This window comes from Ramlibacter sp. WS9 (assembly GCF_003797765.1).
Classification (GTDB): Bacteria; Pseudomonadota; Gammaproteobacteria; order Burkholderiales; family Burkholderiaceae_C; genus Ramlibacter.
This window is the reverse complement of sequence record NZ_RKMB01000019.1, coordinates 55468-70061: the sequence shown is the minus strand read 5'-3', so window position 1 is coordinate 70061 and position 14594 is coordinate 55468. Positions and strand designations below refer to the sequence as shown.

The window sequence follows — 14594 nt, the reverse complement described above, 5'->3', positions numbered from 1 at the left end:
GTGTCAGGCCCCGCCCGCACGCAGCACGTGCGCGGCGGGGGCCGGCGCGAACAGCTCGGCCACCTCTTGCGCGCGCCGCCGCAGCACGGTCGCGGCGCTCACCGTCGCCTTGGGCGTCATCTCGCCGTTGTCCAGCGTCGCCGGCTCGGCCACCACGATAGCGCGCACCACGCGATTGGCGCTGCCGGTGCCGGCGGCCGCCAGCGTGTCGAGCATGCCTTGGAAGCGCGCACGCACCGCTGGGCTGGCGAGCACGGCTTGCGCTGGGGCGCTTGCGGGCAGTTCGGGATCGAGCGCGCGGCACGCGGCGAGATCGGGGAACACCAAGGCGCCGACAAAGTCCTGCCCACTGCCTGCGATCACCACATCGAGCGCCAACGGCGAGAACGCCGCGACGGCAGCGGTGCGCATCGTGCCGCTGTGGACCCAGGTGCCGCTGGAGAGCTTGAAGTTCTCCGCAATGCGGCCGTCGAAACGCAGGCCGCGCTCGGGATGTTCGGGGTCGACAAAGGTCACGGCGTCGCCCAGGCGGAAGAAGCCTTCCTCGTCGAATGCGGCGGCGGTCAATGCCGGGTCGTTCCAGTAGCCCGGCGTGACGCAGTCGCCGCGCAGCCGCAGTTCCAGCTTGTCGTTGACCGGCGCGATCTTGAACTCGACGCCCGGCACCGGCAGCCCCACCATGGCTTCGCGCCGCGGATCGGTGTATGTCGTGGCGGGCACCGGCCCGCACTCGGTGGAGCCCAGGCCCGAAACGATCAGGATGCGCTGGCCGATGTGCTTGACGGCCACTTCATCCAGCCCGGCCCAGGTGTGCACCGGCAGCACCGCGCCGCCGTAGTAGATGAGTTGCAGGCGCGCAAAGAACCGGTCTCGTAACGTTTGGTCGCGCTGCAGGTGCGGCAACAGCGCCGCCAGGCCGGCGGGCGTGTTGTAGTAGATCGTCGGCGAGATCTCGCGAAGCGCTTCGATGGTGGGCTGCACGGCTTCGGCCATCGGCTTGCCGGGGTCGATGTAGTACGAGCCCCCGCAATACAGGGCCAGGCCGACGTTGTTGGTGCCGCCGAACGTGTGGTGCCAGGGCAGCCAGTCCACCAGCACCGGCGGCGCGTCCAGGCAGAACGGCAGGGCCTGCACCAGCTGCTGGCGGTTGCTGCACAGCATGCGGTGCGTGAGCTGCACGCCCTTGGGCTCGCCCGTCGTGCCCGAAGTGAAGAGCAGCTTGGCCACGTCTTCCGGCTGAATCGCGTCGTAGGCGGCATCGACCGCCGGCCCGGCATCGCACGAGAGCAAGGTTTCAAAAGGCGTCGCGGCGCTGCCTTCGATGCGCGTGGCGACGAATTCCGCCTGGGGAAACGCCGCGCGCGCGGCGCTTTCATATTGCGCCGCGTTCGACGCAAAGACCAGGCCGGGGCGCACGCGGCCGTTCAGGAACTTCAGCTTCGCGTAGTCCTTCGACATCAGCGAGTACGCGGGCGTCACGGGCACGTACGGAATGCCCACGTGTGTGCAGGCCAGCGCCAGCAACTGGTTCTCGAAATCGTTCTCCGACAGGATCACCACGGGCCGCTCGCGCGACAGCTCGCGCCGCAGCAGCGCCTGCGCGATGGCGCGTACCTGTTCCAGCGTCTGCCGGTAGCTCAACGTATCCCATGCGCCGACGCTGGGGCCGCCGGGCGGACGGCGGGCCAGGAAAACCTGGTCCGGCGTGGTGGTGGCCCACTGGACCAGGCGGTCGGTATAGCGGCGGGGGTAGGCGGCCAGAGGCTCTTTCAGGCGCATGCGGATGCCGCCATCGGGCTGGCGCTCCACATGGCAGGCGGTCTCGCCGAGGCGCACGGGGCGCGCCGGCGTGTCGAACCAGGGATCGGCTTTTTGCATTGTCTCTTGCCTTCACATATGTGAACGATGTACTATAATAGAAACGCCACCGATTGCAAAGGCCGCCATGTCCGACATCCTCCAGGAGCGCACGCCCAACGGCGTCGTCACGCTCACGCTGAACCGGCCGGATGCATTGAATGCGTTCAGCTTTGCCATGTACGAAGAGCTGATCGCGCTGCTGGAAGGCTTGCGGCACGACGCATCCGCTCGCGTTCTGATCCTCACCGGCGCCGGGCGCGCTTTCTGCGCCGGGCATGACCTGCGCGGCGGCGGCACCGCGCCCTGGGTCGACCCTGCGCTGGGCAAGCCGTATGCCGCCAAGCATTCCATCACCCGCATCGCGCAGATCCCGCTACTGATGCGAGCCATTCCGCAGCCCGTGATCGCCGCGGTCAACGGCGCGGCGGCGGGCCTGGGCTTTGCCTTCGCATTGGCCGCGGACATGTGCCTGGTGGGCCGCTCCGGCAAGTTCGTCAATTCCATCCACAACGCGGGCACCGGTCACGAGCTCGGCATGAGCTGGATGCTGCCGCGCGCGATCGGCACCCAGCGCGCCGCCGAGATCCTGCTCACTTCGCGCCCGGTGCTGGCCGACGAGGCCGAGCGCATCGGCCTGGCCTTGCGCGCGGTCGACGACGACAAGCTCCTGGCCGAGGCCCATTCGCTGGCCGAGGCGGTTTGCGCGAACGTGCCCCTGGGCGTGTGGCTGACCAAGCAGTCGCTGTGGCTCAACCAGGGCGTGGCCAGCCTGGAGGCCGCGTGCGAGATCGAGGCCCGCGCCGTGTTCATGGCGCAAGCGACGCAAGACGCGGCCGAGAAACGCAAGTCATTCTTCGAGAAGCGTCCTCCGCGCTTTGGCAACCTGTGAGACACCGATGGACTTGAATCACGCGGACAAGCTGGCTTTCGGGCCCTTCCACGATCTGGCCGACGCCGACCCGGGCGCCATCCCCGAAGGCTACGAACAAATGCCGATCTTCGGGCCGTTCCACGAAGCCCAGGGCCCGATGTACGTGAAGCGCGAGAAAGTGGGCCACGTCGTGGGCATGCGCGTCGAAGACAAGCACCGCAACCGCGGCCAGATGATGCACGGCGGCATGATCTGCACTCTTGCGGACACGGCCACCCATTGGGCCGCCAAGCATGCGCGCGAGCCGATCCTCAAGGTACTGACCACCGGCCTGTCGGTGAGCCTGATCGGCAATGCCAAACCCGGTGAATGGGTCGAAGCACATGCCGAAGTCGTGCGGGCCGGCCGCTCCATCGTGTTCACCACCTGCCTCATCACCTGCGCGGGCCGCGTGGTTGCGCAGGCCACGGCGCAGTTCCAGGTCGTGCCGGAGGCCATCGCCCCCACCCTGTTCGAGCCCGCGTGAAGGCCGTCCGCTTCCACGCCTACGGCGACGCCGGCGTGCTGCGCCATGAAGATGCGCCGCTGCCCGTGCCGAACGACGGCGATGTGCTGATCAAGGTGCACGCCGCGGGCGTCAATCCGGCGGATGTGCAGTTCCGCCGCGGCGACTACCAGGCGTTCGCCCCGCTGCCGCTGCCTTTCATCCCTGGCTGGGACGTGGCCGGCGCCATCGTGGCGAACGCCGGCGGCTTCAAGGCGGATGAGCGCGTCTTCGCGATGGCCGACATGGGCCGCCACGGCGCCTACGCCGAATACATCGCCGTCCGCGCCACCGACGTGGCGCATGCGCCCGCGCGCTTGCCGCTTGAACACGCGGCCGGCGTGCCGCTGGCGGCGCTCACCGCGTGGAGCGCGCTGTTCGACATCGCGCAGCTGCAGGCCGGGCAATCGGTGCTGGTGCATGCCGGCGCCGGGGGCGTCGGCCAGTTCGCGATCCAGCTGGCACGCCGCGCGGGAGCCCGCGTGATCGCAACCGCTTCCGCCGCCAATCATGAATTGCTGAGACGCCTGGGTGCGGACGTGGTGATCGACTATCGCAACGCCGATTTTGCGGCGGGCTTGGCAAACCTCGACATGGTGCTCGACACCGTCGGCGGGCAGACACGTGAAAGATCGTGGCCCGTGCTGCGAAGCGGCGGCATCCTGGTGGCGGTCGCGATGCCTCCGCCCGATGCCGCCGTCGCACAAAGCTATGGCGTTCGCACCGCGATGACCACCGTACTGCCGAACGGCGAACGCTTGACGGAGATTGCCCGCCTCATCGATTCAGGCGAGCTGGACGTGACGATCGACAGCGAGTTCACTCTGGCGCAAGCAGCGGAAGCCCACCGCCGCATCGAACAAGGGCACGCGCGCGGCAAGATCATTCTGCGAATTGCAGCATCAACCCACGAGGAGGCGCCATGACGACGGAAACCATTCCAGCAGCCCTACAGCAACTCATCGACCGCCAGCAGATCCACGACTGCATCCTGCGCTACTGCAGCGGCGTCGACCGCTTCGACCGCGAAATGCTGCTGTCGGTCTACCACCCGGACGCGATGGACGACCACGGCGCTTTCGTCGGCCCGGTCAACGCTTTCGTGGACTGGGCCTTCGCCTACCACGCCAAGTACCAGCACACGCACAAGCATTTCGTCCTGAACCATCGCTGCGACCTCGACGGCGACACGGCGCACGCCGAGACGTACTGGCTGTTCGTCGGTAACAACCGGCGCGAGCCCGCGGCATCGATGCACACCGGGCGCTACCTGGATCGCTTCGAGAAGCGCAACGGCAAGTGGGCCATTGCCGCGCGCAAGTGCGTCATCGAAGGCGGCGGTTCACTGGGCAACATCGACGTGCCGGCAGTGGCGTTGGCGGCCTACGCCGCAACCGGCGTCGCCTCGCGCGACAAATCCGACCCGTCCTACCTGCGCCCGCTCGCCGTCACGCGCGAGCCGCACGCGCTGCCGTTCTGATTTCAGGCGACGTTCTCTCCGACAGCAGGGCCAGGACTTCCGACGGATTCACGGGCTTGGTCAAGTGCCGGTCGAACCCCGCGGATGCCGCCTTGCGCCGATCGTCTTCCGTGCCCCAGCCTGTCGCGGCCACCAGGAACATCGAAGCCCCCCACGTCTCTTGCCGGATGCGGCGGGCCAATTCATAGCCATTCATCGTCGGCATGCCGATGTCGAGGAACGCCACCTCGGGCATCAGGCTCGGGGCGAGCGACAGCGCCTCTTCAGGCCCATAGGCGACCGTCACGTCGTGCCCTTCGATGTCGAGCAGCATGGCCAGGGAATCGGCGGCGTCACGGTTGTCGTCGACGACCAGCACCCGGCGTTGCGTGCGTGACGCCTCATTCGCACTGGCGGGCGGGTGCTCCGGCGAAGCGGGCAGCTTGATGACGGATGCCGGCAGGTGGAGCTCGAACGTCGTGCCGCATCCCGGACCTTCGCTATGGGCGCTCAGACTGCCGCCATGCAGCGCGACCAGCCCCTTCGACAGCGCAAGCCCGATGCCCAGGCCGCCCTCGGTCCGGTCGATGGCCGAGGGTATCTGGCTGAACATCCTGAACAGGTTGGGAAGCGCCTCGGGCGCCACGCCGATCCCGTTGTCGCGGAGGGAAACTTTGAGCCCCTCGCCATCCACCTCGGCTTTTAACTCGATCCGGCCCCCCGGATCGGTGTACTTGACGGCGTTGGTCAGCAGGTTCGTGAAGACCTGCGCCAGCCGCAAGGGATCTGCATCCAGCTCAATGGCTTCTCGCGGCAGGCTCACCTGCAACGCGTGTTGCTTCTTGCTGATCAATGGGGCAACCGTCTCGACAGCCGCGTTGACGGCCGCGTCCAGCCGGACCGTCTCCCTTTTCAGTTCGATCCTGCCCGTATTGATACGGGAGACATCCAGCAGATCGTCCAGCAGCAAGGCCATGTGCTTGACCTGCCGGGTGATCACATCCCTGCACCAGGCCAGCGCGGTCGGCGAAAGCTCGCTTTGTCCGAGCGCATGGGCTGCGTTGCGCAGCGGCGCCAAGGGATTGCGCAGTTCGTGCGCCAGCGTTGCCAGGAACTCGTCCTTCTGCCGGCCAACCTCGCGCAGTTCCTCGTGGACGAACCGGGTGCGGGCTTCGGCTTCCTGCGCTTTGCGGCGGGCTTCGACGTGTTCGGTCACGTCGAACGCAAAGATGATCACGCCGACGATGATTCCGTCGGCGTCCCTATACGGTTCGAAAATCAGGTTGAGGGAGCGCTCGGACGCGTGGCCGTCGTTGTTCCAGTCCCGGGTGAAGCTATGTTCGCTGGTCACCAACCGATCGCCTGTGCGATACACATGCGAGAACTGCGAATTGATCCGCTCGGGCGAGTCCGGAAAGACATCCGTTCTTTTCCGGCCGATCAATTCGTCTTCAGACTTCGCAACCAGGCTCTGGTAGGCCGCATTGGCAAACTCGAACCGCATCTCGCTGCCGCGGAGGATCGCGATGGCGGCAGGCATCTGCATGAAGATCGACCGCAGCTGGTCCCGCGCCGCGTTCAGGCGCCTCTCCGTGCGCACGCGATCGGTGGTTTCGGAATAGGTGACCAGGATGCCGGCAACTTTGGCGGAATCGTCGCGCAGCGGACTGTACGAAATGTTGAAGTACACATCCTCGGGGTAGCCATGGCGCTCGATGGTCAGCTTGAAGTCATTGAGTCCGATGGCTTTACCACTGAGAACGTCCTGCCACATCGGCGCTAGCGTTTGCCAGATCTCGGGCCAAGATGCCTGCGCCCCCGTGCCCAGCGCTTGCGGATGTTTGGTGGTGCCCAGCATGGGCCGGCACGCGTCGTTGTAGAACTGGATGAATGTGTCGCCCCAGGTGATGTACATGGGGATCTGGCACTCCAGCATGGTCGCGACCGCGCACCTGAGGCTGGCGGGCCAATCTTCCATCGGGCCCACCGGAGTGCTCGCCCAATCGAATGCGCGCACAAGGTCGGCCATTTCGCCGCGCGCGCGAATCAGGTCTTCAGGCTTGGCTGGCGTCATCGGGTGTGGCACAGGCAGCTCACGCGCATGCGCCAACCCTCATGTTAGTCCGCCAGCCCCTGATGAGCAGCGCTATCTACAGGCAGGTCATGCGGGCATCGCAGCCGGACTTGCCGTCGTGCTGCGACGCTCCACGCCCACATTGCGCAGCAGGAAATGCGACAACGCCGGAATCAGCACAAGCGCACCCAGCATGTTCCAGATGAACATGAAGGTCAGCAGGATGCCCATGTCGGCCTGGAACTTGATGGGCGACCAGGCCCAGGTGACGACGCCTGCGGCCATTGTGGCCCCCACCAGAGCGACCACCTTGCCGGTGAATTGCAACGACTGCGCGTAAGCCTCGCGCAGGCTGCCGCCCCGGCGCTGAATCGCGAGCTGGATCGACAGCAGGTACAGCGCGTAGTCAACGCCCACCCCGACGCCCAGCGCGATCACAGGAAGCGTCGCCACCTTCACGCCGATGCCCATCACCACCATGATCGCTTCACAGAGGATCGAGGTGATGGCCAGCGGAACGATGGCGACCACCACCGCACGCCACGAGCGGAAGGTGATGAAGCACAGCAGGATCACGGCGACGTAGAGCACGGCGTGCATGATGTAGAAAGACTCCTGCACGACGATGTTGGTCACCGCCTCGACGCCGGCCGATCCGGCGGCGGGCAGGAACATGACTTCGGGGCGGTTGTGCGTGGCGCCGAAGTCCTCGACCACCTTCAACGTGCGCGCGAGCGTGTCGGCGCGATGGTCCGCCAGGTAGGCCGTCACGGTAAACACCGAACAGTTGGGGCTCATCGAGTCGGGGTTGTCCTGGATCACGCGCCCCGCGGCATAGCCCAGGGTCTTGGCGTCGCGCGCAATGGTGTTCCACTTGTAGTAGCCCTCGCTGGTCGCGGCCACGACGCGGCGCGTCTGGTCGGCAAACGAGGTCACCGCTTTCACGCCGGGCACATGCTCCAGTTCCCAGCCCAGGCGGTCGGCGTCGACCAGGCCTTCGTAACGCTCGCACTGGCCCTTCGGGATTTTCACGATCACGGCGAACTGGTCGCTGGACAGCCCGTAGTGGCGAGAGATGTAGGCGTTGTCGAGGTTGTAGCGCGAGTCGGCACGCAGCTCCGGCGCGCCTTCATCGAGGTCGCCGATCTTCAGGCCGGTGCGCAGGCTGAGCGCGCCGGCGCTCAACACGGCGGAAGCGATGATTGCGATGAGCGCCCAGCGGCGCTGCGTGAGCAGTTCCAGCGCGGACCACACCCGACCCATGCCGCGGCCCATGCCGCGGTGCGCGCCGTGCCCGGCGCCGCCGGTTTCATCCTGCAGCGAGCGCTTCGCGGCACTCGGGCTGACACCGGTATACGAGAGCAGCACCGGGATCAACACCAGCTTGGTGAAGATCAGCCCCGTCACGCCCACACTGGTCATGACGGCCAGGGCGCGGATCACAGGGATGTCGATGATGATCAGCACCATGAAGCCGACGACGTTGGTCAGCAGCGCGGTCAGGCCCGCCAGGAACAGCCGCCGGAAGGTGTAGCGCGCAGCCACGTACTTGTGGGTGCCGCGGCCGACGTCCTGCATGATGCCGTTCATCTTCTGCGCACCATGGGAAAGCCCGATGGCAAACAGCAGGAAGGGCACCAGGATGGAGTACGGGTCGAGCTCGAACCGCAGCAGCTCCAGCAGGCCCATCAGCCACACCACGCCCAGCACGGCGGTGGTCACAAGCACCAGCGTGCTGCGCACACAGCGCGTGTAGAGAAAGACGAGCAGCGCAGCGATCGCCACCGAGAAGGCGAAGTACGAGATGACGGTGGAGAGTCCCTCGATCAGGTCGCCCACCAGCTTGCCGAAGCCCACGATGTAGATCTTGACCTTCGCGCCATCCTTCCCGCCGGCCTTCGCCCGCACCTTTTCTTCGAGGCTGCGCGACAGGGCCAGGTAGTTCACCGGCTTGCCGCTGTCGGCGTACTTGTCGAGCAAAGGCACCACGATCATCGACGAGCGCTGGTCATCGGAGATGAAGCGGCCAGCCGAGACGGAGCGGCCGATGTTGATCTTGAGCTCCTCCATCTTGGCCGGCGATCCGTCGAAGCGGTCGGGCATCACAGGGCCACCGCGCATGCCCTCTTCAGTGACCTCGCTCCAGCGCAAGAGGGGTGTCCACAGCGACTTCAGCCAGGGCCGGTCGACCTCCGGCATGGCGTAGAGCTCGTCGTTGATCCGCGCGAGCGTCTTCAAGTACTCGGGGTCGAAGATGTCACCCTGAGTGTTCTCGACCACCACGCGCACCTGGTTGCCCAGCCCGCGAAGCTCGTCCTTGCTCTCCAGGAAGTTCTTGATGTAGGGGTGCGACGCCGGAATCATCCGCTCGAAGTTCGCGTTAACGTCGAGCAGCGTGGAACGCCAGCCGAGGAAGAGCGAGATGATGGCGAACACCACCAGGATGACGCGCCGGTTGTTGAAGATGATGCGCTCGAGCGCATTGCCCGACTGCCCGTCGAACTGCGCGCGATCCCGCACGATGGGGAACTGGTCTCCGTCTGAATTCAATGAGGTAGCCACGGCCTTCGCCCTTGTTAGTTACTGCGGCGCCGGCGGCAACGCGAGCCGCTGCACCCCGCCGGGCCCGCTGATGAGGAGCCAACCGGGCTCCATCGTCACGATGTCGAATGCGCTGGCGAGGCCGGGCACGCGCGGCAGCTCGGCGATGTCGCGCAGGTCGGCGCTTGTGAGCACCCTGCCCTGTTGCGTGACCAGCACCAGCCGGCCGTCCGGCAGGAACATGCCATTGTTGATAGATGCGTTCGTTGCGGTGTTGAGTTGCCGCCAGTTGGCGCCTGCGTCGGTGGAGGCCCAGGCCGCGCCGCGCAAACCCACCGCAACAAGGGCACCCTTCATCGCGGCAAGCCCGAACCATGTGCCGGGATAGGGCGTCTTGATGCGCTTGAATCGTCTGGCGCCGGCATCGAGGCCCAGCACCAGGCCGAGCTCACCCACGATGTAGACCTCGTCGCCGGCGGCGCGGATGGCATGCAGGGAATAGCCGTCGGGATTCTCCGTGCGATCGAGCCACGGCTGCCAGGTGGCGCCGCCGTCGGCCGTGTGCAGGATGAGGTTGAACTGGCCGACAAGCCAGCCTTCGTTTGCGCTGCGGAAGTAGACGGACAGGAAAGGCTTGGTGGGACCTTCGGCCGCCATGCGTTTGGCGTCTTCAAGCGCCTTCGCAACCGATGTGTCACCGGCGACTAGCGCCTTTTCGTAGTGCGCGACCATCAGCTTGCCCAGCCCGCGCCCGTCGAGCACGCGCGTCCAGCTCACGCCGCCGTCCGTGCTGCGCAGCACCACGCCGTCGTGGCCCACGGCCCAACCCAGCTTGGGCGTCGGGAAGTGCACCGCGACCAGGTCGGTGCTCACCGGCGAGGGCTGCTGTGTCCAGGTCTTGCCGCGGTCGGCCGAACGAAGGATGTGGCCACGCGGCCCGACGCCCACGATGTGGTCGGCGTCCACGGGTGCCAGCGCGAAGACGGGCGAGCGCACCGCGCGCGGCGACACGCGCGCGGGCGTGTCCAGCGGGTCGGCGAAAGCGGCAGCGCCTGCAGCCTGTGTGGCGTGCAAGGGCGTGAGGGCCAGTGTGGTCGCCAGCGCCGTACCGAGTGTGAGAGTTCTGAAGTAGGGCATGGGGCGCATGAAGCGTGCGGGCTATGCGGGGGCCACCGCGGAACCGGCTTCGCCGGGCCGCTGGTGGCGCCCCCTTGAGGGGGAGGCGGGCGCAGCCCGCTTCGGGGGGGAGCCTTTTCTCAGCGCTGGGTGCGGCGGGCGAGGCCCTCCGGGCTATAGAACGAGTTCACATCCACCGTGTCGGTTTCGATGAACATGCCCTTGTACGAACCTGTGACCGACGAGTTGTAGTACACGCCCGTGGCCATGTCGAAGAAGAAGCCGCCGCCGGCGATGATGACCTGCTTGTCGTAGGCCCAGGCCACCGGGGCCATCCCCGTGCGCGACAGCTTGCCCTGCGCATCCCATGCATCGGACATCGCCGCGGCGGGCATGTCTTCGTCGAAGTAGTAGCGGCGCTTGGCGGCGACGTGGCGCGCGCCCGGCTTCAGGGTGGCTTCGACGATGGTGACGCGATGCAGCTCCCAGCGGATCAGGTCCGGGTTGGGGTGGCCCTTGTGCATCAGGTCTTCGGCCTTGGACTGCAGGTACTTGTAGGCGTTGTAGGGGATGAGCATCTCCTTCGTGCCCACCAGCTTCCAGTCGAAGCGATCCATCTTGCCCGAGAACATGTAGATCTCGTCATAGAGGTTGGCGCCGCCGCTGGTCGCGATCGGGAAGTCGTAGGCCGCGTCCGGCGACAGGCGAACCCTACGCTGGCCCGGCGAGTAGCTCCAGGTCTTGTCGGGGTTGGCGACCGGGTTCATGTACTTGCGCTGCAGGTTGCCTTCGCCCGTGTTGCGTGCGGGGGCCGTGTAGAGGTTGTTGTTGCCGAAATAGAAACCGCCATCGGCGTAGAACTTCTCGACGTTCTGGTTCTTGTTGTAGTACTCGTTGTTGTTGCGGTTGTTCACCTCGGCGGTCATCACCTTGTTGCCGGCCGCATCCACGTACCAGCCTTGACCGTACGTCCACACGGACGAGCCCTTGGGCGCGAGGATCAGGTTCCACATCGCTTCGTGGCCGGTCTTGGGGCTGGGGAACGGCACGCCGCCAAAGCAGCCGGACAAGGCCTCGCCACCTTCGATCGTCTTGCAGCGCCCCGCGGCGTTCTTCACTGTGTTGTCGACCACCCATTGCGAGTAGTTGGCCGGCCGGTGCGATGGGTAGACGTCAATGCGGAAGGTCGGATAGCGCTTCAGCAGTTCCTTGGTGCCTTCGGTCAGCTTGTCGGCGTGCTCCGCCACGTTCTTGCCCGTCACCGAGTACAGCGGCTTGTCGGCGGAGTACGGGTCGGCCCAGAAGCCGCTGTCCTTCTTGAAACCCGGGGGTTGGGTGGTGACCGGCAGGCCGCCGTCCCAGGCCGGGATGGTGTTGTCCTTGTTGCCGGCCTTCAGCGCGCCCCAGGGCAGGCGTTCGCCGGTTTGTGCGAAAGCGGAGGTGACGAGCGCGGCGCCCGCGGTGGCGATCAGGGCTGCGGCGGTGATGTGTCGAATGGTCATGGCGTTGATTCCTTCGGATCCTTAGAACGCGGTTTGGTACGTGAAGCTCACGAGATTGCGGTCGCGGAAGTTGGCGAGGCCCGACGCGTTGAAGAGTTGCGCGCCGCCGTGCCCCTTGACGGCGCCGGCGCCGTTGTCCAGCATGCCGGTCTTGCCGCCGCGCGCGGTGTAGGCCAGGTCGAACTGGTGCTTGTAAGCCCCCTTCAGGTACTCGACACGAATGCCGGGCTTGAAGAGGTACGAGCCTTGGGGCAGGGTTCCGGCGCCGACCGCGGCTGCGTTGCCCTTGAGGCCGTAGAGCAGCAGGACTGGCATGGAGACGTCCACGCTGGGCATGACCTGTTGCCACGTGGGGGTGAAGCTGAAGCCGACGCTGGCCGCGTTGCGCGTGGAGCAACCGCGCAGCACCAGGTTGTCGACGCAGGCGGCGTTGCCGCCCTCGCCGTTGTAGAGGTTGGCACCGCTGGTGATCTTCTGCAGGTGCGTGGCATCGAACTGCATCGCCAACGAGCCGGAGTCGAAGATCGGGTTCTTGTTGATCGTGAACACCGAGCTCGCCAGGAAGTGGACGGTGTTGCCGCGCGGGCCTTCCATGGCGGGGTCATTCACGAGGCCCTGGCTGGTGCCGAACGCGACGCCGCTGCGGATGGCGAGCGGCATGTTCTTCCGGTAGTTCAGTTCGATGCCCGTGCCCCAACCGCCCCGGGAGGTGTTGTAGGCCAGGCCCAGCAGCTCGATGTCCTTCGCGTAGACGGCGCGTCCGGTACGTGCTGCGCCCGCGATCGCAACCTGGTTCTGCCAGGTGGGAGTCTTGTCGTCGAACTTGCGGTACCACAGCTGCAGGGAGTCTCCGTCCAATGCCGCGGGAGTCCATTTGGCGCCCAGAGCCACATCGCCCTTGCCGCCCTTGAACGGGGCGACGCGTGGCACGGCCGGGTTGGAGATGAATTGCGGACCTTCGAGCGCGACGTCCGCGACCGACCAGAACGTACCGCCTTCCGAGATGCGCGAAGTGCGGAACTCGGCCGTGTACTGTCCCATCAGGGAGAAGTCGCTGCGCAGTTGCCAGGTCCCGGCGAGCTGGCCGATCGGAATGGCGGTTTCCTTGGCCGACGAGCCGGGGCTCAAGTCGGACTTGCGACCGTCGTTGGGCGCCATCGAGTAGCTCAAGCTGCCGCCGTTGCCGAACAGGAACTCGCCCGGCAGCCAGGCGAAGCGGCCGGCCTTCACGTTCAGCGTGGTGTCGCCGAGCTTCACGTTGGACCACGCGAACGCGTCCATGAACTCCGCGGAAGGACCCTGGTAGTAGCGCTTGATGTAAGGCGTGAAGTCGTTGTTGGCGTAGTTGGGCGAGGTCAGGAAGCGCGGATCGCTGCGGCTCTTGTCCGGGAAGTTGTGGTCGTACCACGCCGAGCCGCTCAGGCGCAGGCCCATGTTCTGCTTGTAGGTGAGGTCGAACTCGCTGTACAGGTCGAATCGCGACAGCACCAGGTCGTTCTTGTCGAACAGCCAGTTGCCTTCGTCGACCGAGTTCGACGGAACCAGGCGCAGGTCGCGTGTGCCGGTGCGCGCGGCGGCGTTGTAGCGAACCGTGGTGTCGAGGGTGAGCTCGACGTCGGGCGACCCACTGTCGATCTTGACGGCCGATGCCGGCGTCGCGACCATGGCCGCGACGGCGATGCCGACCGCGTTCAACGTGAATCGAAGGCCGAGGGAGCGGCGCCGGGTTTCCGTGTCTGTTTTCATGGGCTTTCCAAAGGTGGGTGAAGTCACGGGCAGGCTGCTGCCTGTGAGTTCCAATATTAGAACGACGTTCGAATATTGAGTCAATGCGCCCAGCATCGGTATTTACCCCAACTAGTCGCACGGCGAGTTCGCACGTGGTAAAGGCCGTTCAGGGCAATTGCTATAGTGGAATGATGTTCATAAAATAGAACTATTCCTATTTTTCGACTTGGAGACAACCATGAACCAGAGCACCGCCCCGCAGGGCGAGCAAAGCTCCAACTACCGCAAGGGCGTCGAGCTCATCGGGGAGATGCTGGGCCCTCAGTTCCAGGCCGGCATGCTGGCCGCGGCCGGCTCCGGCGCCTTCGCCGCCGACTGCGCAACCATCGCGCTGGAGTCGGCCTTCGGCGCCGTCTGGTCGCGCCCCGGGCTGGAACGCAAGCAGCGCAGCCTGGTCACGCTCGGCATCCTCATCGGCACCGGCAAGCCCGCCGAGCTGAAGAACCACGTGCGCGCCGGCCTGAACAACGGCTTGACCGTGCTGGAGCTGCAGGAAGTGCTGATCCAGTCCATTCCGTATTGCGGCTTTCCGTGTGTCGCTGAAGCCATCGAGGCCACCGTCGCCGTGCTGCGCGAGCGGGGGTTGGTGGACGGCGACACGAAGACGGGGATGGACCGCGGGATTCTGTAGAGACCCGACGCTCTGGGACCTCGCGGCAACGCCGTGCACGGCCGGGCCGCGGCGCGATGGCTACGGCGTCCGGCACCGCCTGCTTCGCAAGCTCCTGCCGCGAGCATGAGACGGCCGCGTCGCAAGCGACGCCGGGCCGCAAGACCGTCCACCGCGGGCGCCTGAGCTTTATTCGCGCCGCAGCCCGCCCACGCACAGCTTTGCCGCG

Annotated in this window: 11 protein-coding genes; 5 read left to right on the top strand and 6 right to left on the bottom strand. The window is 66.1% G+C overall.

Annotated features, from left to right (window positions below; translation table 11 throughout):
• Nucleotides 1–3: 3 nt before the first annotated feature.
• Entirely contained in the window at nucleotides 4–1878 is a 1875-nt protein-coding gene (locus EEB15_RS23700) for a feruloyl-CoA synthase (protein ID WP_141512423.1), read from the bottom strand.
• A gap of 67 nt (nucleotides 1879–1945) precedes the next feature.
• On the opposite strand from EEB15_RS23700, the gene EEB15_RS23695 reads away from it, so the two are divergent.
• Genes EEB15_RS23695 through EEB15_RS23680 form a run of 4 tightly spaced genes read left to right on the top strand, consistent with a single transcriptional unit; the run spans nucleotide 1946 to nucleotide 4755 of the window.
• On the top strand, nucleotides 1946–2749 hold the full coding sequence (locus EEB15_RS23695) for an enoyl-CoA hydratase/isomerase family protein (protein WP_141512422.1): 804 nt from the start codon (nucleotides 1946–1948) through the stop codon (nucleotides 2747–2749).
• Between the two features lie 7 nt (nucleotides 2750–2756).
• Entirely contained in the window at nucleotides 2757–3257 is a 501-nt protein-coding gene (locus tag EEB15_RS23690) for a PaaI family thioesterase (protein ID WP_141512421.1), read from the top strand.
• Nucleotides 3254–4201, top strand: a complete 948-nt coding sequence (locus tag EEB15_RS23685; RefSeq protein WP_141512420.1) for an NADP-dependent oxidoreductase — start codon at nucleotides 3254–3256, stop codon at nucleotides 4199–4201. The genes EEB15_RS23690 and EEB15_RS23685 overlap by 4 nt, the downstream gene beginning before the upstream one ends.
• The gene (locus tag EEB15_RS23680) at nucleotides 4198–4755 is read left to right on the top strand and encodes a nuclear transport factor 2 family protein (RefSeq protein WP_141512419.1); all 558 of its coding nucleotides are present in this window, start codon (nucleotides 4198–4200) and stop codon (nucleotides 4753–4755) included. The genes EEB15_RS23685 and EEB15_RS23680 overlap by 4 nt, the downstream gene beginning before the upstream one ends.
• Here EEB15_RS23680 and EEB15_RS23675 read toward each other — a convergent pair.
• The 5 genes from EEB15_RS23675 to EEB15_RS23655 all read right to left on the bottom strand — a co-directional run bounded on the left by EEB15_RS23675 (nucleotide 4724) and on the right by EEB15_RS23655 (nucleotide 13713).
• Nucleotides 4724–6592, bottom strand: a complete 1869-nt coding sequence (locus EEB15_RS23675; RefSeq protein ID WP_158290208.1) for an ATP-binding protein — start codon at nucleotides 6590–6592, stop codon at nucleotides 4724–4726. The genes EEB15_RS23680 and EEB15_RS23675 overlap by 32 nt on opposite strands.
• Before the next feature lie 303 nt (nucleotides 6593–6895).
• Nucleotides 6896–9358 (bottom strand): RND family transporter, encoded by a 2463-nt coding sequence (locus tag EEB15_RS23670; protein WP_199236608.1) that lies wholly within the window; start codon nucleotides 9356–9358, stop codon nucleotides 6896–6898.
• A 30-nt stretch (nucleotides 9359–9388) separates the two neighbouring features.
• On the bottom strand, nucleotides 9389–10486 hold the full coding sequence (locus EEB15_RS23665) for a YCF48-related protein (protein ID WP_158290207.1): 1098 nt from the start codon (nucleotides 10484–10486) through the stop codon (nucleotides 9389–9391).
• Between the two features lie 119 nt (nucleotides 10487–10605).
• The gene (locus EEB15_RS23660) at nucleotides 10606–11967 is read right to left on the bottom strand and encodes a DUF1329 domain-containing protein (RefSeq protein ID WP_141512415.1); all 1362 of its coding nucleotides are present in this window, start codon (nucleotides 11965–11967) and stop codon (nucleotides 10606–10608) included.
• A 21-nt stretch (nucleotides 11968–11988) separates the two neighbouring features.
• Nucleotides 11989–13713: a DUF1302 domain-containing protein gene (locus EEB15_RS23655; RefSeq protein WP_158290206.1), complete on the bottom strand. Its 1725-nt coding sequence runs from the start codon at nucleotides 13711–13713 to the stop codon at nucleotides 11989–11991.
• 220 nt (nucleotides 13714–13933) lie between these two features.
• On the opposite strand from EEB15_RS23655, the gene EEB15_RS23650 reads away from it, so the two are divergent.
• Nucleotides 13934–14386 (top strand): carboxymuconolactone decarboxylase family protein, encoded by a 453-nt coding sequence (locus EEB15_RS23650; RefSeq protein WP_141512413.1) that lies wholly within the window; start codon nucleotides 13934–13936, stop codon nucleotides 14384–14386.
• Nucleotides 14387–14594 lie beyond the last annotated feature (208 nt).